This window comes from Sphingomonas sp. CFBP 13714, assembly GCF_014842205.1.
GTDB lineage: Bacteria > Pseudomonadota > Alphaproteobacteria > Sphingomonadales > Sphingomonadaceae > Sphingomonas > Sphingomonas aerolata.
Genome location: NZ_JACYVG010000013.1, coordinates 14,550 through 39,162, shown reverse-complemented (window position 1 = coordinate 39,162; position 24,613 = coordinate 14,550). Strand labels below are relative to the sequence as shown.

Annotated in this window: 25 protein-coding genes and 1 pseudogene; 12 read left to right on the top strand and 14 right to left on the bottom strand. The window is 62.9% G+C overall.

Annotated features, from left to right (window positions below):
* Window positions 1-158: 158 nt before the first annotated feature.
* The gene (locus IFT54_RS19085; protein WP_192003462.1) at window positions 159-1,139 is read right to left on the bottom strand and encodes a GlxA family transcriptional regulator; all 981 of its coding nucleotides are present in this window, start codon (window positions 1,137-1,139) and stop codon (window positions 159-161) included.
* A 165-nt stretch (window positions 1,140-1,304) separates the two neighbouring features.
* On the opposite strand from IFT54_RS19085, the gene IFT54_RS19080 reads away from it, so the two are divergent.
* The 4 genes from IFT54_RS19080 (at window position 1,305) to IFT54_RS19065 (ending at window position 3,943) form a co-directional block, all read left to right on the top strand.
* Window positions 1,305-2,012: a DJ-1/PfpI family protein gene (locus IFT54_RS19080; RefSeq protein ID WP_192071795.1), complete on the top strand. Its 708-nt coding sequence runs from the start codon at window positions 1,305-1,307 to the stop codon at window positions 2,010-2,012.
* Between the two features lie 64 nt (window positions 2,013-2,076).
* Window positions 2,077-2,412: an STN domain-containing protein gene (locus IFT54_RS19075; protein ID WP_192071794.1), complete on the top strand. Its 336-nt coding sequence runs from the start codon at window positions 2,077-2,079 to the stop codon at window positions 2,410-2,412.
* A 38-nt stretch (window positions 2,413-2,450) separates the two neighbouring features.
* Window positions 2,451-3,011, top strand: coding sequence for a cytochrome b (locus IFT54_RS19070; protein ID WP_192071793.1), 561 nt, complete (start codon window positions 2,451-2,453; stop codon window positions 3,009-3,011).
* A 74-nt stretch (window positions 3,012-3,085) separates the two neighbouring features.
* Window positions 3,086-3,943: an SDR family oxidoreductase gene (locus IFT54_RS19065; RefSeq protein ID WP_192071792.1), complete on the top strand. Its 858-nt coding sequence runs from the start codon at window positions 3,086-3,088 to the stop codon at window positions 3,941-3,943.
* Window positions 3,944-4,260: 317 nt separating this feature from the next.
* Here IFT54_RS19065 and IFT54_RS19060 read toward each other — a convergent pair whose 3' ends face one another.
* The gene (locus IFT54_RS19060) at window positions 4,261-5,400 is read right to left on the bottom strand and encodes a DJ-1/PfpI family protein (RefSeq protein ID WP_192071791.1); all 1,140 of its coding nucleotides are present in this window, start codon (window positions 5,398-5,400) and stop codon (window positions 4,261-4,263) included.
* Between the two features lie 270 nt (window positions 5,401-5,670).
* On the opposite strand from IFT54_RS19060, the gene IFT54_RS19055 reads away from it, so the two are divergent.
* Window positions 5,671-6,009, top strand: coding sequence for an STN domain-containing protein (locus tag IFT54_RS19055; protein ID WP_107959525.1), 339 nt, complete (start codon window positions 5,671-5,673; stop codon window positions 6,007-6,009).
* A gap of 68 nt (window positions 6,010-6,077) precedes the next feature.
* On the opposite strand, the gene IFT54_RS19050 is transcribed toward IFT54_RS19055, so the two are convergent.
* Entirely contained in the window at window positions 6,078-6,839 is a 762-nt protein-coding gene (locus IFT54_RS19050) for a MauE/DoxX family redox-associated membrane protein (protein ID WP_192071790.1), read from the bottom strand.
* A gap of 24 nt (window positions 6,840-6,863) precedes the next feature.
* On the opposite strand from IFT54_RS19050, the pseudogene IFT54_RS19045 reads away from it, so the two are divergent.
* Window positions 6,864-7,325: pseudogene (locus IFT54_RS19045) on the top strand (MerR family transcriptional regulator).
* Window positions 7,326-7,379: 54 nt separating this feature from the next.
* Here IFT54_RS19045 and IFT54_RS19040 read toward each other — a convergent pair.
* The 5 genes from IFT54_RS19040 to IFT54_RS19020 all read right to left on the bottom strand — a co-directional run bounded on the left by IFT54_RS19040 (window position 7,380) and on the right by IFT54_RS19020 (window position 10,228).
* Window positions 7,380-7,799, bottom strand: a complete 420-nt coding sequence (locus IFT54_RS19040; protein ID WP_192071789.1) for a copper uptake system-associated protein — start codon at window positions 7,797-7,799, stop codon at window positions 7,380-7,382.
* A gap of 10 nt (window positions 7,800-7,809) precedes the next feature.
* Window positions 7,810-8,430 carry an SCO family protein gene (locus IFT54_RS19035; RefSeq protein WP_192003470.1) on the bottom strand — a complete coding sequence of 207 codons (621 nt, stop codon included), beginning with the start codon at window positions 8,428-8,430 and terminating at the stop codon, window positions 7,810-7,812.
* Complete coding sequence (locus tag IFT54_RS19030; RefSeq protein WP_192003471.1) at window positions 8,430-8,906, bottom strand: copper chaperone PCu(A)C; 477 nt, start codon at window positions 8,904-8,906, stop codon at window positions 8,430-8,432. The genes IFT54_RS19035 and IFT54_RS19030 overlap by 1 nt, the downstream gene beginning before the upstream one ends.
* A 20-nt stretch (window positions 8,907-8,926) precedes the next feature.
* Entirely contained in the window at window positions 8,927-9,649 is a 723-nt protein-coding gene (locus IFT54_RS19025) for a superoxide dismutase (protein WP_244649278.1), read from the bottom strand.
* Window positions 9,650-9,799: 150 nt separating this feature from the next.
* Entirely contained in the window at window positions 9,800-10,228 is a 429-nt protein-coding gene (locus IFT54_RS19020; protein ID WP_244185384.1) for a DUF2946 family protein, read from the bottom strand.
* A gap of 249 nt (window positions 10,229-10,477) precedes the next feature.
* On the opposite strand from IFT54_RS19020, the gene IFT54_RS19015 reads away from it, so the two are divergent.
* Window positions 10,478-11,233 carry a DJ-1/PfpI family protein gene (locus IFT54_RS19015; protein ID WP_192071788.1) on the top strand — a complete coding sequence of 252 codons (756 nt, stop codon included), beginning with the start codon at window positions 10,478-10,480 and terminating at the stop codon, window positions 11,231-11,233.
* A 113-nt stretch (window positions 11,234-11,346) separates the two neighbouring features.
* Here IFT54_RS19015 and IFT54_RS19010 read toward each other — a convergent pair whose 3' ends face one another.
* The 5 genes from IFT54_RS19010 to IFT54_RS18990 all read right to left on the bottom strand — a co-directional run bounded on the left by IFT54_RS19010 (window position 11,347) and on the right by IFT54_RS18990 (window position 14,620).
* Complete coding sequence (locus IFT54_RS19010) at window positions 11,347-11,463, bottom strand: DUF2474 family protein (protein WP_107959533.1); 117 nt, start codon at window positions 11,461-11,463, stop codon at window positions 11,347-11,349.
* Window positions 11,463-12,476, bottom strand: a complete 1,014-nt coding sequence (gene cydB / locus IFT54_RS19005; RefSeq protein WP_192071787.1) for a cytochrome d ubiquinol oxidase subunit II — start codon at window positions 12,474-12,476, stop codon at window positions 11,463-11,465. Before cydB ends, IFT54_RS19010 begins: the two co-directional genes overlap by 1 nt.
* Window positions 12,473-13,882, bottom strand: a complete 1,410-nt coding sequence (locus IFT54_RS19000; RefSeq protein WP_192003474.1) for a cytochrome ubiquinol oxidase subunit I — start codon at window positions 13,880-13,882, stop codon at window positions 12,473-12,475. The genes cydB and IFT54_RS19000 overlap by 4 nt, the downstream gene beginning before the upstream one ends.
* Window positions 13,883-13,955: 73 nt before the next feature.
* The gene (locus tag IFT54_RS18995; RefSeq protein WP_167398894.1) at window positions 13,956-14,111 is read right to left on the bottom strand and encodes a hypothetical protein; all 156 of its coding nucleotides are present in this window, start codon (window positions 14,109-14,111) and stop codon (window positions 13,956-13,958) included.
* Window positions 14,112-14,308: 197 nt separating this feature from the next.
* Entirely contained in the window at window positions 14,309-14,620 is a 312-nt protein-coding gene (locus IFT54_RS18990; protein ID WP_192003475.1) for a hypothetical protein, read from the bottom strand.
* A gap of 194 nt (window positions 14,621-14,814) precedes the next feature.
* Between IFT54_RS18990 and IFT54_RS18985 the strand changes: the two genes are divergently transcribed.
* The 5 genes from IFT54_RS18985 (at window position 14,815) to IFT54_RS18965 (ending at window position 21,763) form a co-directional block, all read left to right on the top strand.
* Window positions 14,815-15,411 carry a hypothetical protein gene (locus IFT54_RS18985; protein ID WP_244649276.1) on the top strand — a complete coding sequence of 199 codons (597 nt, stop codon included), beginning with the start codon at window positions 14,815-14,817 and terminating at the stop codon, window positions 15,409-15,411.
* Window positions 15,412-15,585: 174 nt separating this feature from the next.
* Window positions 15,586-17,673, top strand: a complete 2,088-nt coding sequence (locus IFT54_RS18980) for a TonB-dependent siderophore receptor (RefSeq protein WP_192071786.1) — start codon at window positions 15,586-15,588, stop codon at window positions 17,671-17,673.
* Between the two features lie 12 nt (window positions 17,674-17,685).
* Entirely contained in the window at window positions 17,686-18,525 is an 840-nt protein-coding gene (locus IFT54_RS18975; protein WP_192071785.1) for a DJ-1/PfpI family protein, read from the top strand.
* A 54-nt stretch (window positions 18,526-18,579) separates the two neighbouring features.
* Complete coding sequence (locus tag IFT54_RS18970) at window positions 18,580-20,601, top strand: TonB-dependent receptor (RefSeq protein WP_244649272.1); 2,022 nt, start codon at window positions 18,580-18,582, stop codon at window positions 20,599-20,601.
* Between the two features lies 1 nt (window position 20,602).
* Window positions 20,603-21,763 (top strand): PepSY-associated TM helix domain-containing protein, encoded by a 1,161-nt coding sequence (locus IFT54_RS18965; RefSeq protein ID WP_197984754.1) that lies wholly within the window; start codon window positions 20,603-20,605, stop codon window positions 21,761-21,763.
* A 264-nt stretch (window positions 21,764-22,027) separates the two neighbouring features.
* Here IFT54_RS18965 and IFT54_RS18960 read toward each other — a convergent pair whose 3' ends face one another.
* Window positions 22,028-24,601, bottom strand: a complete 2,574-nt coding sequence (locus IFT54_RS18960) for a TonB-dependent receptor plug domain-containing protein (protein ID WP_192003499.1) — start codon at window positions 24,599-24,601, stop codon at window positions 22,028-22,030.
* Window positions 24,602-24,613 lie beyond the last annotated feature (12 nt).

Genomic DNA, 24,613 nt, shown 5'->3' with positions numbered 1-24,613 from the left:
ATTCCCGACTGAGAGGGTCAACCAAGCCGCCCAGATGGGACAGGCACAAGGCCCCGCCACCTCCGCGCGACGGTCCCAAGATCTATTGCTGCTAGCGCTTCCCGAATGAGAAATAGCAACGAAGATGAGGAATTACAGGATCTGATATGTCAGCACCGTTATGCTGGAGGCCAGCAGGTAAGGCCACTAACGTTTACTGCAAATGGCTGGTCAAGCCGACGCTGCGTCTGCGGCGGATGACCAAAGTTGCGTAGGAATGCGCACCGCATGCGCTCCGCATCTGCGAACCCGACAAGCAGCGCGACGGTTCCGACCGGTTCATTCCCGTCGCGGAGACGGATGCGTGCGGCTTCGCAGCGCAGACGTTCGATCGCACGTGCAGGTGATTCACCCGTCTCCTTCCGAAACAGGCGAGTGAATTGACGAACACTAAGGCAGGAAGCCTCAGCAAGCCGATCGACTGATAACGGTTCTGAGAGGTGGTCGCGTGCGTAGGTTAGCGCCTTGCGGATGCGGTCGGTCCGCGGCTCCATCTGGGAGATTGCCGCGTACTGCGATTGTCCACCTGGTCGCCGGTGATACACGACGAGCTCGCGTGATACCGATTTGGCTATTTCTGCGCCGTGATCGACTTCAATGCGTGCCAGCATCAAGTCAATACCAGCGGTCATGCCCGCTGACGTCCAGATCGCACCATCGTTGATGAAAATCCGGTCTGCATCGACCGTCACTCTAGGATATCGATCCTGCAGTCTTTGCGCGAACTGCCAGTGCGTTGTCGCTCGTTTGCCGTCCAGATAGCCCGCAGCGGCAAGTAGGAACGCACCGGTGCAAATGCTTGCGATGCTCGAGGCTTCGGCAGATGCACGCTGAATACCTGCAATGTTGTCAGGTTCCAGCATCGGTTCGATCATGCCCCCCACCACCACGACCGTCTCGACCGGGGACGACCCCGCGAGACGTGCCGCCAGGCTGAGCCCCGCATCACCCAAAACAGTATCGCCGTCTTTGGAGATGAGTTCGATCCGGTAATACTCTGCACCAAGCAAACGGTTTGCCGCAGTCAGAGCCGCCGTTGGCCCGGCCAGATCCAGAAGTTGAAAGCCTTCGCACAGGTAGAAAGCGAACGGCGCTGACATCGTACCTCCTCATGAACCAAACCAACTCACCTCCTAGGCAAGTTGCTTCCGGACGCATCGGCAAAAGCGACCTATGGCCGAAATTGAGGGATTAATGCCCTACAGCCATCCGTGACGGGGCGGTAGTGCGCTCGTTGCCAACTGACACGTGTGACGGAATCAGCCATGAAGATCACCTCCTACGATGGCATGCTCGCCTCGCTCGCGCCCGAAGGCGTTCCGCCGTTCCACGTTGGTATCCTGATCGGACCCGGCTTCGTGCCGATGGACATCATCGGTGTGCAGACCGTGCTGGCGATGATGCCGGGATCGCAGATCCACTTTATCTGGAAGAACTATGACGTGGTCGAAGGCTTTCGATCGTGGCCGACCGTGCCTACGGCCACCTTCGAGACGTGCCCTCCGCTGGACGTCTTTGCGGTTGGTATGAACCCGCCCGAAGTCCAGAATGATCCAGACGTCATCGCTTTCACCCGGAAGGCGGCTGAAAGCGCGCGATATGTCATCGGCGTCTGCAATGGCGTCGCGCTACTGGGTGCGGCCGGGTTAATCGAGGGCCGGACGGTCGCAAGCAACTTTGCCGCCGAACGGCTTCTCGAGGACCTTGGCGCAGCCAAGGTGCTGGCGTCCGGCTCGGGGGCCGCGGTCGACGGCAATCTCTATACCGCTGGCCCCGGCATCGGTAGCTTCGAGGTGGCGCTGCTGGTTGCGGCAGACGCGTTTGGACGCGAAGCAGGCGAACTAGCGGAGTTCGCGATCGAGTATGACCCGCACCCTCCGTTCCGCACAGGCACCGTGGATGCTGCTTCATCGCAGATGCGAGACGCCGCCCGAGGGATGATCGGACCGATCATCGCTCAGTACCGCCGCTGAGGAGGCGACCCGTCCTGACGGGTCATACCATCGGCAAGTCCTGCTTCAGTCAAAGGATGATTTCATGTCCAAGTTCCTTCTTCCGATCGCAATTGGGTTCGTCGCGCTACTGCCACATGCCGGCAAGGCGCAGGACGCCAGCTTCTATGACTGTCAGAATGACAGGATTCCGATCGCGATCGCGTCGATGCCGTTGGACAAGGCGTTGGCCAAATTCACCAGTGTCACCCGTTGCCCGGTTTCGATCGACACGGATCGGGTAAGAGGCCGCTCGACGCGCAGCATGAAGACCGTGCTGATCAAGGGGCGGTTGACGCCTGAACAGGCACTGGTCCGCATGTTGCGGAATACGCCGCTCAGAGGCCGGATGATCCACGGCGGCTTTTCGGTGAGCAAGTAACCGTGGGTGGCGTCTCGTTCCGGAACGATGGGCCACTGATGGTGACCGCTTCGGGGCGAGAAGTTTCGCGCTATCCCCTTGTTTTGCGACTGCTGCACTGGAGCCGTGCGCTGCTGGTTATCGGGTTGCTCGGTCCAGGGTGGTGGATGACCCGGCTCGACGATACGGTTCCGTCAAAATACGGCACGTTCTATCCGACCCACAAGTCGTTCGGGCTGCTGGTCTTCGGCCTCATCGTCACCCAGATCGCGATCCGATTGCGAACTGCGCTGCCGCCACCCGCTGCCGCAATTGCCATCTGGGAACAGCGGATGTCGACCTCGGTCCATACCGCTATGTACGTACTGCTAGTGGCAGTGCCGTTGATGGGTTACGCTATGTCGAGCAGCTATAGTCAAAGTGACGGAGTCACTTTCTTCGGCATTCCGGTTGCGGAGGTGCTGCCCAAGGACGACGCTCGCTTCGCAGTTTTCCAGTGGCTGCACCGAGTTATGGCCTACATGCTTCTGACCTTGATTGGGCTGCATGTCGCTGGTGTCGTGAAGCACCGGTATTTCGACACACGGCCTGGAAGCGATGTCCTGCCGCGCATGTTCTAGGCTGCGCCGGAACCGAAATCATCGAACTCATCCGTGTCGATAGATTAGCCGGCGTTATCGAAAAGGAACATTACATGTCCTACATCATCCATGGCGCGACTGGAGCGCAGGGCGCGCCCCTCTACAAGCAGCTTCTCGCATCCAATCGGGCTGCGCTTGCTGCGGTACGCAGCCCCGCCAGCGCGCAAGACATGCCCGCCATCATCATGGACAACGGTTCGATCAAGTCGCTGATCGCTGCTTACACCGGTGCGGACGGCGTGTTCGTGCATCTGCCGCAGACGGCAGAATCCGTGCGGCTGGAACAGGCGAACAACATTGTCGAGGCAATAGCCGTCGCCCGGCCGAAGCGCGTTGTGATCTCAACCAGCGGCGCGATCGTTGATCAGCCCGAAAGCATACTGCAGGCATCTGCTGATAGTGCTATCGCAACGCTGCTCCGCGGCGTCGCCGGCAGCGGCGTGTCTCATGCTGTCATCGCGCCGCGCCAGTATCTGGAAAACCTGCTGCTGCCGATGGTTATCGGGCCGGTGAAGTCGGAAGGCGTATTGCTCTACCCGATGCGCGAAGATTTCGCCGTGTCGTGGAGTTCACACCTCGATGTGGCAATCGCGGCGGAACGGCTGCTGACCGACCATTCCGTGACTGGCATAGTCGGCATCGGCCATATCCCAGGTCTGACAGGACCGGAACTGGCCTACGCGTTCTCAGAGCATCTTGCTCGCGAGATCCGGTTCGAGGCGCTGTCTCCCAAATCATTTGGCGCGCAGCTCGAACCACTGATCGGTCCTGCTGCTGTGAACATCGCAAGCTTCTACACCACGCTCCTGCAGATGCCTGATAACGTGGTGACTGCCAACACCAGCGCGCAGGAGCAACTCGGCCTTTGCCCGCGCAGCGTGGGGCAGTGGCTCACCGACATGGGAATTTAGGAGAGCCAGATCGGGCAGTTAGAGGGCGTTAATTTAGATTCCCCCTCCAATCGCAATTCGGTCAGCAAGCAACACTGATGTTGGCACGACCTTGGCATAGGCGAAGGCAAGCGCTGCCATGAACCTCGCGTGGACCTGTGGGGCCAGGACGTCGACGCCATCGCTGAACCGCGCGTGCGTAGCGCAGGCGTCGCCGACCACCGTTCGAAATCGAATGAGGCACGCGCGGTTGCGTCGATGCACATGTGGCTCCCCATCCGATTACCGACGACGGTTCGCGAGCGGGGATCAGCCGACGACCTGAATGGTGCCTGGGATTACGTCGGTCCGGGATATTCCATGAACAGGGCGACATGACGCGCGGCCTTCGGACCGTAGGTCTTGGTGATGTCGGCCAGCGCGATGTCCAGCGCGCGAGTGGCTTCATGTGCTTCGAGCGGGGCAAGGGTGCGATCGACTTTCGTGGGGCTTCCTGCCACCAGATCGGGCAGGAGGACCAGCCCGTGTGCAAGTCGCAGGGGAGCTCTGCTTGCCGCGACGGCGTAGGCCATCGTGTTCCCCGTCCGGCTGTAGGACTCTGCGGTCAACGCAAGCGCGATCTCGTCGTCTCCCGTCTTTACCGGGATACCGAGCTTGACATCGGGCTTCGCATCGCGCGCCGGCATGTCCGCATTACCCGGATCGGACTGGAACGCGTCGCTGTCATGCTTCGAACTCCAGCCGTCGATGCCGACGTCGCGTGCGACCTGGGCAGCCTTGGCGGGACCGGCGATCGCCTCGACAAGCGCGATCGAGGTCGGCATCGAGGCACTGACGCCGGCACTGGAGACTACTTTGCCGTCGGCGACGTAGCGGATGTTCTTCTGCCATTTCACCTTCGGGAAACGCCGTACCCGCATCTCTTCGTTGCTGTAGTGCGAGGTCGCCCGGTGGCCGTCGAACAGGCCGATGTTCGCGACCGCCATCGCACCGTAGCAGATGCTGATTACGGTGCAGCCTTTGCCCGCCTGCGCCTTGATCCACCGCAGCAGGCCCGCATCACTGTCGTTTTCGACGGCCGGAACGAAGATGTAATCAGCGCCCTCGGGATGGTTCTTGTCGAATTCGTCCACGGTCGTCTGCAGCTGGAAGGTGAGAGGCTGCATCTTCACCGGACCAGATGTCACCGACACTGATACGACGTCGGCCACATCCGAGCGTGCCATTACCCCGAATGGAATGCAGAAATCGCTGATGATCGTGCCCTCGTTCAAGCCGACGATGGCGACGAGAGGCTTCGAGCGACCGAACCTTGGTTTGTACGGCGCTATTCTCTCCGGATTTGGGTTCTTGGAGGCGTCGAAGAGCGATGATGTCTTGGCGGCCTGTCCGGCGATCGCGGCCCTGCCAGCGAGTGCGAGCCCACCTAGTGTCACGGCTGCGGAGATGAGCGCTGTCCGTCGATTGAAGTCTTGCATGGGGATTCCTGATTGCCGCCTATGCGACGATCTGTCTGCCGACGAAGCGGTGGCGTAAAGGACTTGGATCACTGGTTTTGCGCCATCGGGCACTTGGTTCTCAAAATTGGTGTCGCACAAGCCGAGCGATGCGTATGCGCTCGGTACCGGTACATCGGGTCAACGAGGCACCTACATGTTCAGAAAACTGAAATGACAGTCCGTTAGAGAGGATTGCCGTCACGGCATACGGCCCGCGACGGCCATCTCGCATACATAAGGATCAAGCGAATGCGCACCTCCATCGCCCGACTGGTAATTCCAACATTGGCTGTGATGGTGACCGGCATTGGCGCCAACGTCAGCGCTCAGGGTCTCCAGTATGACTGCCGGAATGAACCGGTCGCCATCGCCATCCCGGGTGATCGACTGGACCGGGCGCTCAACCAGCTGCGCCTCACGACCAGGTGCCCGATTTCCGGCACGAAGCTGGCCAAGGGCAAGCGCTCAAAGCCGGTCGTCGGCACCATGGTGCCTCAACGGGCGTTGCAGGCCATGCTGGACGGTACGGGATTGCAGATGCGATCGATCAAGGGCGGATTCGAAATTGTCCGCGTTCCTCGCAACTGAACGTCAATGCCGAAAGGAGCATTGATCCGGGCTCATTCCCAGCCCGGTCATGCTTTCGAGGATGCCGATCACAGGGTTGGGTGAACCGAAAGCCCCATCCATGCCGCCATCGCGATCATCATCAGGTTCTCGGTCAGCGACAGGAAGCCGAGCGGAACGTTGCTTGATCCGCCAACACACGCGCACTTGAGATCACGTCGGTCTATATATACGGCTTTGACCACGGACACCGCGCCGACCGTACCGATGACCAGCGCGATCGGCACCGACAGCCAGGTCAGCACGCCTGCGATCATCAGTACGCCCGCCAGTCCTTCGGCGAACGGATAGACGTACGAATACGGCACCCAGCGCTTCGCCAGCAGGTCGTAGTTGAGGAACATCGTCGCGAAGCCCTCGATGTTCTGGAGCTTCAACAAGGCCAGTACCGTCATGCTGAACCCGATGAACCACGCCGCAGCCTGCGGCGTGAACGGCGTGGCATATACCGCGTGGCTTACAGCCAAAGCCATCGACGCGGTGATGACGAACAATGCCGCTACGGGCCGGTAGGTGGTCGCCTTGGGATCGGCGACGGTCTTGCCGAGATGCCGGCGCAAATCGTCGTATCCGCCGATCCGTTCACCGCCGATGAAAGTCTGCGGCGTCGTCTTCACACCGTATTTCGCCTTGAACGCATCGGTATCGGCGCGCGTGCGCAACCAGCGATCCTCGACGGCATAGCCTTCTCGGCGCAGCAGGTCCTTCGCCTTCAACCCATAGGGGCACACGTGCTGGTCCATCACCATGCGGTAGAGAACGGCTCGGCGGGGATCGGCGATTGAAGTCATTGCAGCGGCCTTTGGCTGGTATCCATGCACTGCCACTTGTATAGGGTCCGTACTGTGGTACGGAGTCAAGGGGTGTCAGGATTTACGATTGCCGGGCTGGCGCGCGCGGGCGATGTGGGTGTCGAGACAGTTCGCTACTATCAACGGCGGGGCCTCCTCGGGACGCCGGCTCGACCGGATGGGTACGGCCAGTCGGGGAGTATCCGGCGCTATGACAACGACGATGTTCGTAGGCTTCGGTTCATCCGTTCCGCGTAGGCAGCCGGTTTCACGCTTGAGCAGATCGGCGAACTGCTCGCACTCGACGCGACCGAGGATCGGGCACGGGTCCGGGCGCTCGCGAAGGAGCGGCTCGTTGCGCTGGGCTCGCAAATCGAGGCGCTGGAAAAGGCACGGGAGTCGCTTCGACGGCTAGAACGCGAATGCGCCAGTGGTTCCGCGGGACCGTGCCCGATCCTGACCTCGTTCGATCACGCCGGAGGATGAACGCCGTGAAACCTTCCGCATGATCAAAAGGTAGCGCTGAGCTCGATCCGGATATCACTTCCCCTCCAGTGTCTTCAGATAGTTTTCGTGGTCCTGCGCCGTGCCTACGAAGCGCTTCATGCGAGCCAGGTTCTCGGAGGGCAGTTCGGCTTCCGCTTTGGCAAGCCGGTCGGCGATCCAGCCGGCGTTGAAGTCGGGCACGCCAGCGCGCTTCAGATTCTCCGCGCGTCGGATCGAATCGCCGCTGCAGAGCACCAGCATCCAGCCGTACGTCCCCCGCTCGAACAAGGCCCGACCGCCAAAGTCGCCTTGGGTCCAGTCCGCGATCGCGTGATCGCCGCTTATGACGACCGGACCAAGCTCGATCGGAAACCGCGCACTGCCGAAGTGCGCTTCGGTCGCTTGAGCGATGCGCCCTTTGTCGACGACCGTGTTCGGAATGCCGCAGCCGGCGAGCGCAAAAGCGCCCGCCATCCCGAGAAACCTAAGCATCGATCAGTCGCTTCAGTCTAGTTACCGCCTGAGCCTCCGGTTCCTTGGCGTCCATCGTGTCGACAAATTGCCCATCACGATCGAACAGCAGTATCCGTGCGGTGTGATCGATCGTGTAATCGCCGTTCGGCAGCGGCACACGTTCGACATAGATCTTGAACGACTTCTCCATCCGCTTCAGCTCGGCTGGGTCTCCGGTCAGACCGATCACCGGCGCATCGAACATCGAGAGGAAGCTGGCGATGTCCTCTTTCTTGTCGTGCTCGGGATCGACCGAGACGAACACGACGTTCATCTTGTCCGCTTCGGTCCCAAGCCGCTTGCGGAGAAGTTCCATGCGCGCCATCGTCGTTGGGCACACATCCGGGCAGCGCGTGAAGCCGAAGAAGATCGCGTAGGGCTTGCCCTTGAGGGTCTCGTTGGTGACTGTCCGACCTTGGGTATCGACCAGTTTGAAAGGACCGCCCGGTCCGGCCCGCTGCGATGTCGTGGCGCCGTTGCCTGACGCTTCGGGTTGGCGCGAGCACCCTGTGACGGTCACAATCAGCCCGAGCGTGAGTACGGTAGCCAGAGCGGTACCGCGTAACAGACCGCGCGTGCGTGAATCCGACATTACTTGCGCCCCCCATTCTGACCGGCTGGCGCTGCATCGCCAGCGCCACCGATGGCGAACTGCACGGTCACCGTCCCCGCGCGCGCGAAACGCAGCGTCGCCGGAACCCGTTCGCCTGCCTTGAGGGGAGACTTCAGGCCGATCAGCATGATGTGATTGCCGCTCGGCGCGAGCGTCGCAGTGCCGCCTGCCGGCACTGCGAGACCATCGACGAGCTGGCGCATCCGCATGACCCCGCCGTCCATCGACATGGTGTGGATCTCGACGCGTTCCGCGCGCGGCGACGTGGCGGAAATAAGCCGGTCTCCTCGTGCTCCGGCGTTGCGGATCGTCAGGAAGCCCGCCCCTACCGTGGCACGCGGCGACGTAGCCCGCGACCAGGGCTGCGAGATGGTGAGCGAGCCCTTGCGGACATCCTGCGCAAGGGCAGGGGTGGCAAGCGTGGCGACGAGCGCCAGCGCGATGCGATAGGTCATTCTACTTCCTTTGATAGGGTTCAGCGCGTGCGCGCAGCAGCGAAGCGGTCCGAAACGGTCTTCCAATTCACAACCTGCCACCAGCCATCGAGATAGTCGGCGCGGCGGTTCTGGTATTTGAGGTAGTAGGCGTGTTCCCACACGTCGTTGCCCAGCACCGGGGTGCCCTTCACATCGGCGACATCCATCAGCGGATTATCCTGGTTGGGGGTGGATGTGATGGCGAGCGTGCCATCCGCCTTCACCACCAGCCACACCCAGCCCGAGCCGAACCGCTTCGTACCGGCTTCCCTGAAGGCGACCTTGAATGCCGCGAGCGAACCGAACTGTCGATCGATTGCGGCCCCGAGCGGGGCGGAAGGCTGCCCGGACTGTGCGGCCGGCGCCATCGTCTTCCAGAAAAAGCTGTGGTTCCAATGACCGCCGGCGTTGTTCCGGACGACCGGCGGGAGCGTGCTGGCCTTCGCCAGCAACGCCTCCAGCGATCGGCCCGCGAGCGACGGATCGGCCACCACGGCCTTGTTCAGCGCATCGACATAGGCCTGATGATGCTTGTCGTGGTGAATCGTCATGGTCGTCGCGTCGATCGCGGGATCAAGCGCCTCGGTGGCATAGGGTAACGCGGGAAGCGTGAACGGTGCCGGCGCGCCTTGAGCGAACGACGGCACCGGCGCGCACAGGGCGATCACCCCGAAAAACAGGCAGCGAAACATTGATGATTTCCTTATCGCGAAAGGCTCCATCGATCGTGCGCGAAAGCTTGGTCGCCGACATGGTGTCGGCGCCTCCCGGTCAGTCGATCGACGTGACGAGCCTGTACGCACACCCGATCACGCGACGGGTGCACGGTGACAGTGCCGCTGCATCCGGTCATGCCGGTGGGCGGACGATCGTCAGTTCAGCGAGAGCGGTGGTCCACGTAGCGGTGGGCGTAGATACGGATGAGGTTGCAGCGTTGCCTTGGGCGCTGTCCGCAAGGCCGACGCGGCGACGATGGCGAGCGCGGCCAACAGGATGACGGGATCGACGGCGCCGAGGATCTGTGCCGAAAGACCCGCATAGGCGCAGGGCATTTCGGTCTTGCCGTGATCGGTCGACGGCGCGTGGTCGGGCATCGCTGCCTTCATCGTGGCCATGTCGTCGCCCATTCCGGGCATCGCCGTCGCTTCGGTCGTCATGCCCGAGCAAGTAACGATGGTGATCGCACCGCCGTCGTTCGCGATCATGTACCCGGTCGGAACGAGCAGCTTCAACAGCAGCACCGCGACACATAGCAGCACGGCAAGATGACGTTGCGCAAGGAGGCGGCGGATCGCAGGCACGACGCAGAGCTATCGTGATCAGGGGGCCTTGTCACTTGGGCATTCTGCCCAAGTGACAAGGGGGTCGCGGTGGCTAGTCATGCGATAAACAGGCGCTGGGTTCGGCCTCGGCCGGGAAAGTTGCGATGATACCATCCGGCGTACGAGTATCCACGAACCACTGGAGAGCCACACATGGTCGACTGCGATCGCCGAACGGCAACGATGATGACTCTGTTTGGAACGCTTCTGGCAAGCGGAACGGCGCCCTTGGAGGCATCATACACCAGCGCCGAACCGAACGGCTACATGGACAAGGTTCCTGCCGCCTGGAAGGGCAATGAGCAGATCGGCATCGTCCTGTACGATCACGTCACGGCGCTCGACGTTATTGGGCCGCATTATTTCCTGGGCCGGCTGGCCGGTGCGACGATCCACTTCGTTGCCGACAGTATTCGCCCGATACCGTCCGAGAACGGCCTCGTCCTGACGCCAACCGCCACGTTCGAGACCTGCCCCAAGGATCTCGACGTGTTGCTGATTGGTGGCGGTACCGCCGGCACGCTGGCGGCGATGCGCGATCCGGCGATGCTCGCCTTCCTGCGCGATCGTGGAGCGCGCGCCAAGTGGGTGACGAGTGTCTGCACGGGATCGCTCGTGCTCGGTCGCGCCGGACTCCTTAACGGGTATCGCGCGACGTCGCACTGGATTGGCCGACCGCTGCTGAAGGAATTCGGCGCGGTCGAAGTCGATGAGCGCGTCGTCTTCGACCGCAACAGGGCGACCGGGGCAGGGGTCTCCGCTGGCCTCGACCTAGCGCTTGCCCTGATCCAGCGGCTTCGTCCCACCGAGTTTGCACAGATGGTCCAGCTGTTTGCCGAATATGCACCGGCGCCTTCGCTCGATAGCGGTACGCCGGACCACGCGCCCCCTGCGGTACTCGCTCGGGCGCAGGACATGCTTACGGGCTTCGTGGCAGGTGTGCGTGAAGTCGCCGCCACGGCGAATGATCGACGCCCGGGCTGATAAGATCACCGATTAGAGCGTGCGCCGACGGACGCCGGCACGTGGCGCGTACCGATGCATGCAGCCCCCCTTCCGGCCTGGAAACTCGCCTTTCCCGGCCGGAGTAGAAGAGACTAAAGTAGCACCGAACGAATGGCGAAGGCGACCGCCGCAAGTGCCAGCACGCTCCCGGTCCAGATCGCTGCCAGCCAGCACAGCCGCCGGACGAACGGAGATTTGGGCGTGGCCATCAGTGATACCCTTCGCCGACCTTACCCCTGAAAACCCAATAGGCCCAACCGGTATAGCCGATGATGATCGGGATAATGACGACGGTCCCGACCAGCATGAACAACTGGCTCTGCGCCGGTGCCGCAGCTGCCCAGATCGTGATGGCGCGCGGTACAACATAGGGGAAGATGCTGATGCCCAGCCCGACATAGCCCAACAGGAACAGTGCAAGCGCCGCGAGGAAGGGTAGCTTGTGCCTACCGCGGGCGATCGACCAAAACAGGATTCTTGTGATGACGATGACCAGCAACGGTACCTGCGCGGTCAGCAGGACCCCTGGCATCGCGAACCAGCGTCGCCAATAATCGTAGCTGAGGAATGGCGTCGCCACACTGACCGCGGCCATTGCAACGACCGTAGCGATGCTCAGCATCCTGGCCATCCGTCGCGCGTGCGCCTGTGCGGGGCCGTCCGTCTTACCGATCAACCAGGTCGCGCCAAGCAACGCGTAGCCGACCGCTACAGAGATACCGGTCAGGACGGTGAACGGAGTGAGCCAGTCCAGCCATCCCCCGGCGAAGGCACGGCCCACGACCCGGATGCCCTGCAGGATTGCGCCTAGCATCATGCCCTGGGCGATCGCTGCGACCAGAGAACCCAGCATGAAGGCCCTGTCCCACCAACGTCTGTGCACCGGATCGCGCCAGCGGAACTCGAACGCCACCCCGCGAAACACCAGGCCCAGCAGCATGGCGATCACCAGCGGATAGGTGGCGGGAAGGATAATCGCGTAGGCAAGAGGGAAGGCCGCGAACAGCCCGCCCCCGCCTAGCACCAGCCACGTCTCGTTTCCGTCCCACACCGGCGCGATCGAATTCATCGCGGCGTCACGCTCCGCCCCGACCTCGAAGCCGGGGAACAGGATGCCGATGCCAAGATCGAACCCGTCCATGACGACATAGGCGAATATGCCGAATGCGATAATGACGGCCCAGACGACCGTAAGGTCCAGACTGTATGTCAGGCCGGTCATGCGTCCTTCTCCTTGTTGGTCGGCTCGAAGGTCGCTGCCGGCGTGATGCCGGCTGCATGGCGCGGCGTGCGGCGCGGCTCAGCCTCATGCGCTTCGGGTGGTTTGGCGATCAGGCGAAGGACGTAGAGGACGCCCAATCCGAAGACCGCGAAGTAGACGACGACGAAAGCGGCAAGTGACGTCGCCACTGCGGGGGCAGCAATCGGCGAGCGCGCGTCCGCCGTCAGCATATGACCATAAATGACCCATGGCTGCCGGCCGACCTCGGTCGTGATCCAGCCGGCGAGCACTGCCACGAAGCCCGCCGGTCCCATTGCCACCGCCGCGCGGTGTAGCCAGGGTGTGTCGTACAACCGGCCTCGCCACCGTGCCCACAGTCCCCACACGCCGAGCATGAGCATTGCCAGCCCAAGCCCGACCATGATCCGGAACGACCAGAACAGGATCGTTGCCGGGGGACGTCGATTGCGCGCGAAATCCTTCAGTCCCGGCAGCGGGGCGTTCAGGTCATGGCGCAGGATCAGCGAACTGAGCCTGGGTATCTCCACGGCATAGCGGACCTGCTCGTCGCGGTCGCTGGGTAGGCCGAACAGGATGAGCGGCGCTCCGTCAGGATGCGCGTCGTAATGCCCTTCCATCGCCAGCACCTTGGCCGGCTGATGCTCGAGCGTGTTCAGCCCGTGCTCGTCGCCAGCCAGGATCTGGAGCGGTGCCATGACCGCGATCATGCCCAGGCCCATCGCCAGCATCTTGCGCGCGCCGAGGTTCGCCCGATCGCGCAGCAGGTGCCATCCACCAACCGCGGCGACGACCAGCGCCGTCGTCAGGAATGCGGCAATGACCGTGTGGGTCAGCCGGTAAGGGAAACTGGGGTTGAAGATGATCGGCAGCCACGATCCTGCAGGGACGAACTGCCCTTGCGCATTGATCGCGAAGCCGGTCGGAGTGTGCATCCAGCTGTTGACGCTCAGGATCCAGGTCGCCGAGATTAGAGTGCCAAGCGCCACCATGCAGGTAGCGAAGAAGTGCAGTCCGCGCCCGACCTTCGTGATGCCGAACAGCATGACGCCGAGGAAGCCCGCTTCCAGGAAGAAGGCTGTGAGCACCTCGTAGGCCATCAACGGACCGATCACGGGGCCGGCCCGGTCGGAGAACACCGACCAGTTGGTGCCGAACTGGTAGGACATGACGATGCCGGAGACGACGCCCATGCCGAACACGATCGCGAAGATCTTCAGCCAGTAGCGGTAGAGGTTGGCGTACACGCCGCGCCCGGTCCTGAGCCAAAGGCCCTCGAGCGTCATCAGGAAGCTGGCGAGCCCGATCGAGAACGCGGGAAACAGGAAGTGGAAGGATACCGTGAAGGCGAACTGTATCCGTGCGAGAAGAAGCGCATAATCTGTCATGGGAGGCCTGTTCGTCGTGCCGGACCTGGCCGGGCACGGAGCGATGCCGAACGACTGGCGCTCGGCACCAAGTTCATCCTGCCGTGCTCGTGGCCGGCTGCGGATCGGTTGCGCCTGCACGCTCTTCGGTCGCGCGTTCCAGCATGAGGAGCATCGCGGTGACCGCGACCAGCAGAACCACGAAGATGTCGAGTTTTCGGCGGAAACGCCGTTCACCGGGAGTCAGCATTCCGCTGCCCTTCCGATCAGTGAGACGGGGCCTTGGCGCCGGGCACACGACGCCCTCGCCCGGGCGGACGATGAGTTAGACATTGATGATCCTGTTCCGCCCGCGATCGACGCGGGCATCTCTGACGAAGCGGGCGCCGCGCGTCGGCTCAGCTGGACGAGACCACCGAGTGGACGTTCAGACGCATGAACGACTGGTCAGAGGGGGAAGGGGGGGCCTCGCGCCCACGGTCGAAGCCCGTACCGCGACGTCTCGACCGGTGCCGGTCCAGGGCGTAGGCCGCTGCCCATCGTGAAGGCCAGAGCGACGATCAGCAGGTCGAGCGGTACTGCAGCAAGCGCCGCCATCGTCAGGCCGGCATAGGCGCACGGTGTGTCATGCTTTGCGGGGGCGTCGTGGCTCGCATCGTCCGGCTGCTGCGCCAGTCCGGGTACCTCCAGGACCATCGGCTCGGTCATCGTGCCCGAGCAAATCGATACGATCATCTTGCCGTGCGACATCGTCGGCATGTATCCGCTCGGTACGACGAGCCGTAATGCAAGCGATACCGCAAGGATCAAGACTATCGCCAGCGAATGGTTTTGAACAAGATGGCGAATGGCCGGCATGAGAACGCGCTAAGTCACGCCGTCGCCCTGGTCGATGTGACATTATGTCTCATGTGCGCTGCAGGGCTGGTGCTTAAGTCCATTTCGATATCCCCATGATATTGGGAACCCGCGATTATTTTTGCTTCTTTGCCAACGAATGTTCCCGGGCGGAATTGCGCATGGAACGGCGGCAGGTTCGGATCGCACGAACGTCACGGGGAGGTCATCCTGTCCAAGTGACAGTTGCTCATGACTGGGCTACCTCGCATCGGGTGTTCGCACTTCGCCGCCATGTTCTGGCTCATCGCCATCTTGCTGCGCTGATTTGCGTTGCGGCGCTGGCGCTGAAGCTGCTGATCCCATCGGGCTATATGATCTCCGCCGAGCACGGTCGGATCGCGATCACGATCTGCTCGGGGGTCGCACCGCAGACCATTAACCCTAGCACGAGCAGGGACATGGACATGACCATGCCGGGGATGCACGGCGACATGGCCGATCAAGGCAAGTCCGACGAGCATGGCAAGACGGAGATGCCGTGCGCGTTCTCCAGCCTTTCGGCGCACGCGCTCGCGGCGGTCGATCCCGTCCTGCTGATCGCGGCCATCGCCTTCGTCATGGCGGTTGGCTCGCGAGCGGTCGGATCGCCGCGCCTTGCACTTACGCCGCATCTCCGGCCGCCCTCGCAAGGCCCGCCCGTCTTCCGTTGACCTGTTGAATCGCACCTGCCTCCCATCGGGGGCGGGTCGCTGTCGTTCATGGTGCGCTGCCAAAGGCTCGCGCGCCAGTCAAAGGCATTTTCGATGTTTCGACCGAAGTCTCTTCTTGGGACGACGATGGCTGTCGCCGTCGCCGCGCCCTGTACGTCTTTCTCTATTCCGACCGTGCACGCTCAGAACGTCGAAGATCGGACTGCGCCGATTGACCCCATACCGACCAATGCCGGGCCAAGCTGGGCTGGCGATACGATCGTCGTCACGGGTATCCGCGACGGATATGCCGTTCCCGAGACGGCGTCCGCGACGCGCACCACCACGCCTTTGATCCATGTGCCGCAGTCGGTGCAGGTGCTGACCGGCGCGCTGCTGCGCGAACAGGATCGTCGCCAGCTCGGCGAGGCTTTGGCGAATGTTTCGGGTGTCGTCGGCAACCGCCCCGAGGAGGGCTTGACCGTAGGGCCGATCGTGCGCGGCTTCATGGCGGAGATCTATCAGGATGGCCTGCCGATGTTCGGCGCGTTTTCGGCGGCCAACGATCCCGCAAGCCTGGTCGGCATCCGCAGGATCGACGTGCTGAAAGGCCCGAGCGCCACGCTCTACGGCGGCGGCGTCGGCTCGCCGCTTGGCGGCCTCATCAATATCGAAAGCGAGCGCCCAGGAACCAAGCTTCAGGGCTATGCCGCGATCCGGGCCGGAAGCTTCGCGACTTTCAATCCTTACGGCGAACTCGACGTGCCGATCACAACGGGCATTTCCGCGCGTATCGCCGGCGAATATCAGAGCAACGACCACTGGGTCGACCGGATCGAGGGCGAGCGGATCTTCGTCCAGCCGAGCATCGCTTTCCAGCTCGGCACCCGGACCGACCTGATGGTGCAGGGGCAATATGGTCGCCGTGAGCAACTGGAATATTCGGGGCTTCCCGCCACGCAGACCTTGGCAGGCGAAGTGGATCGCAATGCCTTTCCCGGCGCGCCGAACGGTCAGCCGCGGTCCAGTACCACGAACCAGATGGTCACCGGCACCTTGCGGCACGACTTCGGCGACGACGTGCGGTTGACCGTCACAGGCCGCTATTACGAAAGCCGCGTGCCGCAGTTCGGGACCTTCATCTATCCGGACATGTACCCGGCCGACCCCGCCACCCCGACGACCTATCCACTGCTCGCGCTCAACATGCTCAGCCATTTCGAGGAGGCGACGTTCGATGCGAACCTGGTCGCCAAGACGGAGATGGTGGGCGGGACGCACACGTTCCTCGTCGGGGCGAGCTACGACCATACCGATTTCTATTCGGACATGGCCTTCACGGGCATGACGCGCGGATCGATCGACCTCGCCGATCCGACCTACGACGTGTCGTTCGGCGAAATCCTGCCTCCCAGTCTCCTGCAGACGGACCGATACGAGACGCGGGCCATCTACGCGCAGGATCAGGCCGATTATGGCTGGCTGCACCTCACCGGATCGCTTCGCTACACGCGGTTCAAGTTCCGCGAGGACCAGCAGGCGACAGACGAAACGTATCATCGGCTGTCGCCGCGGATCGGTGCGACGGTCGACGTCGTGCCGGGGGTAGCGCTCTATGCCGGTTATGCCACAGCCTTTCGTGGCGCGTTCGGCCTCATGAGCCGCTTTACGCCGCGGCCGGAAACGTCGCGCAACGTCGAAGGTGGCATCAAGCTTGCGGCGACCGGCATCGGCCTGTCGGGCACGCTGGCGGTGTACGAACAGACGCGCAACAACGTCGCGACGCCCGATCCCGATCCGGCCTTTCCGTTTTTCGCGGTGCAGACCGGGCAACAGCGATCGCGCGGGATCGAGGCCGACCTGATCTGGGAACCGCGCCCGGCGTTCTCGATGATCGCGAACTACGCCTATACCGATGCTGCGGTCACCCGTGACACCAACACATCGCTGATCGACGACCGGTTGCCGCGCGTGCCGCGGCACAGCGGGCGTATCGCCGCACGGTATCGCGTCCTGGGCGGTGCGGCGAAGGGCCTGTCGCTGGGTGCGGGCGTCACCGCCTTCACCGCGCGCGAGATCACGCTGCCCAACAGCGTGTCCGTGCCGGGCTATGCGGCGATCGACGCGCAGGCATCCTATGACATCGGGCGGTTCACTGTGCAGGTGTCAGCCGTCAACCTGGGCGGCGCGCGCAGCTTCGACACCTATCAGTATTTCGCCTTCCCGGTCGTGATGCCGACGCAGCCGCACTCGGCGTTCGTCACGCTCAAGACGCGTCTCTGAAAGGATATATCGATGACCAACATCGATCGCCGTACCGCTGCGCTGATGACGCTGCTCTCTCCGCTGGCGGCGGGTGCGGCCGGCGCACAGACGGCGTCCGCCAGGCTTAAACCTGCGCCGATGGCGCCGCCCATGAACCACGCGATGCCCGGCAACAGCGGCGACGGCATCCACTGGATAGGCGACGAACAGATCGCGATGCTCATGTACCCCGGCATGACCGTCATGGACCTGATCGGGCCACAGTCGATGTTCGCATCGATGATGGGCGCCAAGGTCATGCTGGTCGCGAAAACGCTCGAACCGGTGACCAGCGACGCGGGCGTGACAATCACGCCGCACGCCACCTTCGACACCTGTTCGCGGGACTTGACGGTGCTGTTCGCGCCGGGCGGCACCGACGGGACGATCTCTGCGGCTCGGGATCCCGCGACCATTGCATTCATCGCCGATCGCGGTGCCCGCGCGAGATACGTCACCAGCGTCTGCTCGGGCTCGCTGATCCGCGGCAAGGCCGGATTGCTGAAGGGGTACAAGGCCACCTCGCACTGGTCGTGCCGCAACGCGCTGGCGGGTTTCGGCGCGATCCCGACCGACGCGCGTGTCGTGCGCGACCGCAACCGCATCACCGGCGCGGGAGTGACGTCGGGGCTCGATTTCGGGCCGACGATGATCGCCGAACTGCGCGACCGGACCTACGCCGAATGCACCCAGCTGATGAGCGAATATGATCCGCAGCCACCCTTCAACGCCGGCACGCTCAAGACCGCGCGTCCCGAGGTGAAGGCGCCGATGATCGAACTGATCGCCGGATTCAGGAAACAGGCCGAGGCCCTCGCCGCCAACGGCTGAACCCGCAGATCGACGAAGTAACGAATTAAGGGGAAGACTGAAGTGAAGACGATAATGCTCACTGTGCCAGGCCTGATGTTGGGTCTGGCGCTCGCCTTTCCCGCCACCGCACAGACGGATACCGCAAGGACGGCCGCGACGGGGCCGGTAGAGGGCGATACGCGCTTCACCATCGGCGATATCGTCGTGACCGCGCCCAGCATGGCGCGCTCGACCGAGAATGTGCTGACGTCGGTCGACGTACTCGGCGGCAACATCGTCCAGCGCCAGTCGGTCGACAACACCTGGGAGCTGTTCGCGCGGCTGCCGGGTGTCGTGCTGACCGACTTTAACCAGGGCACCACCTCGGGCCGCTTCTCGATCCGCGGCTTCAATGGCGAAGGCGAGATCAACGCGGTCAAGCTGCTGATCGACGGCGTCCCGACCAACGACAATGCAGGCGGCATGACCGGGATCGACATGGTCTCGCCGCTCGACATCGCCGGGATCGAACTGGTCCGCGGCACCTCCGATCCGCGCTGGGGCCTGCATAATATCGCGGGCAACGCGAACATCCTGACGCGGATCGGTGGTAGCTACCTCGACGCGCGGGCCATCGCGGGCGCGTTCGGGACGATCGACGGTCAGGTCTCCGCGGGTCTGGAACGCGGCCAGTTTAGCCAGAACTACCTGGTCAGCTACCGACGCACCGATGCGTTTCGCGACCATGCCGATCTCGACCGGCTCAATCTCGCGGCCAAATGGTTCTACGACTTCGGATCGACGCGGCTCGGCGCGATCGTCCGCCATTCGAACGCGACCGCCGAGGAGCCAGGCTACCTGACCGATGCCGATGCCTATACGAACCGACGACGCTCCTACGCGGTTTCGGAAACCGATGGCGGCAAGCGCCGGCTCGGACAGTACAGCGTGCACCTCGATTCCGACCTCACCGGCGATCTCGCGCTCAGTGCCAAGGGCTATGCCAACGCTTTGCGCGACGACCGCTACGTCCGCTTCTCGGCGAACGTCGCGCAACAACGCCGGTTGACCCAGGAATGGCAATATGGCGGCACGCTCGCGCTGCATTACCACGCCAGCAACGCGCTGATGATCGAGGCGGGCGGCGACGTGCAGGTGCAGGACAACAAGAGTCTGCGCTGGCTGACCAACCGGCGTATCCTCACCAGCCAGACGCGAGACCAGAAATTCAGCCTAACCGTGTACGGCGGGTATCTGCAGGCGGTGATCGAACCGACCGACTGGCTGAAGATCACGCCCGCATGGCGGCTTGACCGGGTCGAGGGGGATTTCACCAACCGGCTCGCGGGCACGACCGCGCCGATCAACGATTACGGCACGATCAGCCAGCCCAAGCTGAGCGTCGCGATCGTGCCCGTGCACGGCGTCACGGTGTACGGCAATTACGGCCGGACCTTCCAGATCGGTGCCGGCTCAGGTGCGTATCTGGTGGCGCCCCGCGTCGTCGATGTCGCGGCGTCGATCAACGAAGGGTTCGAGGGCGGCGTGAAACTGACGCGCGGTCGCTGGCTGGAAGCGCGCGTCGCGCTGTGGCAGCAGACCGCGAGTGGCGAACTGAAGCGTCGTCTGAACGATCCATCGGGCGATTTCGACAATCTCGGCAAGACGCGTCGGCGGGGCGTCGATTTCCAAATTGACGTGAAGCCGGTGCGCAGCGTTGCGCTATGGGGCAGTTATTCGCACCAGACCGCACGGATCGTGACGCCCGATCCGGCGACGCCGTCGCAGGCGGGCAACGCGATCGACCATGTACCGCAGAACGTCTTCTCGGGCGGGCTGGACCTAACCCCGGATCCGAAGCTGCGCGTATCGTTCTGGGGTAACGGACAGTCAAGCTATGAGTTGAACCCGGCGAACACGCAGGGGCGCTATGGCGACTATGTCGTGCTGAACGCGGAACTCGCCTACAAGGTGACACCGCAGCTCGAACTGTCGGCGCAACTGAAGAACCTCGCGAACGATCATTACGAATATGTCTGGTACGACGGCACGCAGCGGCTTCACGCGCCGGCGGACCCGCGCTCGCTGTTCGGCGCAGTGCGGTTGAGCTTCTAAAATGGCGGCGCGTCCATCGCTGCGCGTGACGATGCGGCGCGTCCACCTGTGGCTTGGGCTGACGATCGGCGTACTGTTCGCGTTTGCCGGGCTGACCGGCAGCCTGCTGGTGTTCTACCCAGAAATCGACGCTGTGCTCAGCCCAGTACTGCGCGCGGTGCCCTCGGAAGCACGCCCTGCGTCGTGGCAGGCGGTGGTCGATACGCTCCACCGCGAGCATCCGGCGCGCACCGGCGCGTGGCGGATCGAGGTGTCGGGGGAGGGCGGCGCGATCCCCGTCCGGTACTACACACCGAAGGAGACGACCGGACGCGCCTTTGCGCCGCTGCTTGCCTGGGTCGATCCGGTGCGTTTGACGACGATCCGCACCGGCTTCTGGGGTGATACGCTGGTCACCTGGATCTACGATCTCCACTACCGCCTGTTGCTAGAGGAGCCCGGCGGGATCGCGATGGGGATTGCCGGGATCGTCATGCTGGTGCTGCTGGCGAGCGGTATATGGGCGTGGTGGCCGCGAGCAGGGGGCTGGTGGCGCGCGTTGCGGTTCAAGACGCACGCCCTGCCGATCCGGCGACTATACGACTGGCACAAGCTGACCGGCCTTGCCGGACTGATCCTGTTGCTGGTCGTGACCGCGACGGGGGTGATGCTCGACCTGCCCGACCAGACGCGGCCGATCATCTCCAGCGTCTCGACGCTTTACCAGACACCCAAGCCGGCCGTGATGCCAGGAAGCACCCGCTTGACCATCGACGCGCTGATCATGCGTGCACGTTGGCGCTTTCCCGACGCTGCGCTGGCCTGGATCGAAACGCCGGCGACCCCCACAGGGGCGGTCCGTATCAATCCCGCCCGCCCCGGCGAGCCGAGCCGACGCTTCCCGCGCACCAATGTCTGGTTCGATCCCCATGATGGTCGCATCCTTGCCGTGCGTGACGGCCGTGCGGAGAGTAGCGGCGACACGGTGCTAAACTGGCTCCACCCGCTGCATGGCGGTGAGGCGTTCCGGCTCACCGGCCGGCTGCTCGCGCTGGTTGCGGGTATACTGCCCATGATCCTGTTCACGACCGGTTTTATGCGCTGGTCGCGGCACCGCGACAATTCGGAGCGTCGGACTTTGGCGAAGTTCGCAAGGCCGAACGAACGGCCGCGAGGCACATGAGAGTGATGTTCGCGTAGCTGACGGCGCACCCGTTATTTTTCGGCCGGAGGCAACATCGGCTACTTTCCTGAAGAGGTTGGTGAAAAGCCGGCGCTGCGGGAAGATGGCCCGCACACGAAATACATCCGTGCCAGTGTGATATGCCATGACATACTGGCCTTCTGATCGACGGCGTCGGGGATCAATCTTAGAAACCGATCGACAAACCGGATGAGACACTGTGCCGGTGCGGAAGATCCGCGTTGATCGGCAGCCCAGCTTGATTCAGAAATTCAGACTCCCGCGAATAAACACGGATCGACCGTTAAATCCGAAGGGAGAAACGGCGTTGTAAGGCTGGGTGCCAGCATTGTCGGCGCCATTGCTCCCGACCGCAACACTGGAGACCGTTGAGGCGATATTCTCATCCGGGTAGATGTTGAAGACGTTCTGCGCTCCTACGCTCAGCCTTAATGCACGTGTTGCCTGCCAGCTGACATCGATATCCGTCAGGACCTTGGCACCAAAGCGCTGGATGATGTCCGAGTTCGCCGCACTACCTACCGAGGGAACCAAGCGAACGTCATAGCCCTGTACCAATGCTGCGACTTGAGCCGGCGTACGATTGAGCAACGCTACCGTCGCGACGCGACCATACCGGGTGTTCGTGACGGAGAACGTAAACGGCCCTCGCGCATAACTCAGATCCAGCGTGATCTTGTCGCGAGGTAGGCTGTCCGAAAAGCGGAGCTGCTGGGTCAGGTCAAAGAGCGGCGTGGTGATGCCGAGCGCCGCGATCGGCGCCGGGGTGCCCGCGATCCTATCGAACGTCGTCTTGTTATAATTGCCCGCAAGCGTGGCCGTGATACGGCTTCGGTCTCCAAAGCGATGTCGGTAATTCATGACCAGATCGATGCCCTTTGTCTCCGTATCGACCGCGTTGGTCAGGAACGACAATGCAGCGAAGCCAGACTGCCCATTGGCGGCCAGATAGTTGGTCAGGCGGGCGTCCTGAAAGGTCGATGAGATGGCGATGCGGTCACGCACCTTGATCCGGTAGGCATCGAGTGTCGCCGTGAAACCGCCGGCCTCGAAGACGGTTCCGATAGACACGTTGCGTGACTGTTCAGGTTTCAGATCGGTCGCGCCTGCGAGCCGCGCCGCAGGATTGTCGACTGCCGCCACCCGCACGATCGCTTGGGCGCCGTTGAGGATCAGCGTATTCGATGCGTTATAGCCGGACTGTGCCAGCGCAGGCGCGCGAAAGCCGGTGTTGTAAGAGCCTCGCAGCGCAAGCCCGCCGAACAAACCGAGCCGCCCGGCAGCCTTGAAATTCGTGGTACTGCCGAAGTCGGAATAACGTTCATGCCTGGCCGCACCTGATAACAGCAGCCGGCCGAAAAACTGCTTTTCCACTTCGCCGTACAACGCGACGCTATCGCGAGCGATCGACGCACGATCATCGGGTCCGTTGCTCGGTCCGGGTTGCGAACCTATCGGCCCCGGACGACCGGCGTTGGGCCCATCCGGGATCAATACCCCGCCATTGCGATAGCCATCGGGCGCCCCCGAGAAAAGACGGTAGGCTTCCTCGCGATACTCGGCGCCGAAAGCCAGTCTGAACGGCTGATCGTCACCGACCGGAATCTCTCGCGTGAAATCGAGGTTCGAGGTCCATTGATAGAAGTCGCTACCGCCACGGTAAAAGCGCGATGGGGAGGCAGCCCCCAAGGACACGTTGACACTGTCGACGTAAGTCGTGCGGACGGTACTGACGCCATAGACGGTCGACAGGTCCCAACCGAACCCCGCCAGGTCGTCTCCACGCAGACCGATCGCGGTGGAAATGTTCTCCAGCCTGGTGTCGAGGCCCGGGCTGTAACCGTCCGGGTAGAGCGCGCGTACCGTCTCGTCCTGTCCAGGACGGCGGAAGAAATACTGGATGTCGCCATCGAGGCGATTGTACCCTCCAAAGCTGTAAAGTTCGGTCCCCCCTGGCAGGGGCGCGACGAGGTTGTAGAAGAGCTGGTAGTTTCGGTTTGGCTGATCGCCCTGCTGGAATACGTTCCGGTCGAACCCGGCTTCCCGCGGGTCGAGCGTCCCGTTCGATGGTGTCAGTCCAACACCGGAGCCATAGTTGCCAGAAGGCGCGACTGGCCTACCAACGGCGTTCGTCCCGAAATACTGCTGCCGCGTATCCGCCCGCGCACGATTGGTGCCATCCCGGTCTTGGTAAGCCGCGGTCAGGCGCAGGACGCCGTTCGCTCCGAGCGGGATGCCTGTGGAGGCACTTGCCTCGTAGGTGTCGCCGTCGCCCTTCGTAGTCTGCACATAGCCCGCCTGCGCGATGGTGCCGAGCGAGCGGTCGAGGATCATGTTGATGACCCCCGAGATCGCGTCCGAGCCGTATTGGGCGGCAGCACCATCGCGCAGCACTTCGATCCTCGACATGGCAAGGGTCGGGATGGCGTTGAAATCAACCGCGACGTCGCCGCGCCCGATGCCGTTGCTCGAATTGAGGTCGGCCGTGGTGTGGCGACGTTTACCATTGATCAGCACGAGCAGTTCGCCGGCCCCTAGTCCGCGCAGGGACGGTGGCTGGATGAAATCGCCGACACCTGATGCCAGCGGTCGCGGAGCGCTGAAGCTCGGCACCTGAACCTTCAGCATCTGGATGAGATCGACACGCCCGCTTTGTTGCAGCGCCTCGCGCGATATGGCGTCCACTGGCGTCGACGATTGCGTTGCCGTTCGGCCACCAAAACGGCTGCCGGTAACGATGATCTCGCCGGCCTCATCGTCGTCTTCGACTGCGTCGGCTTCCCGAACGACCTCCTGCGCCAACGCAGGCATCGGCATCGCAGCGGTGGC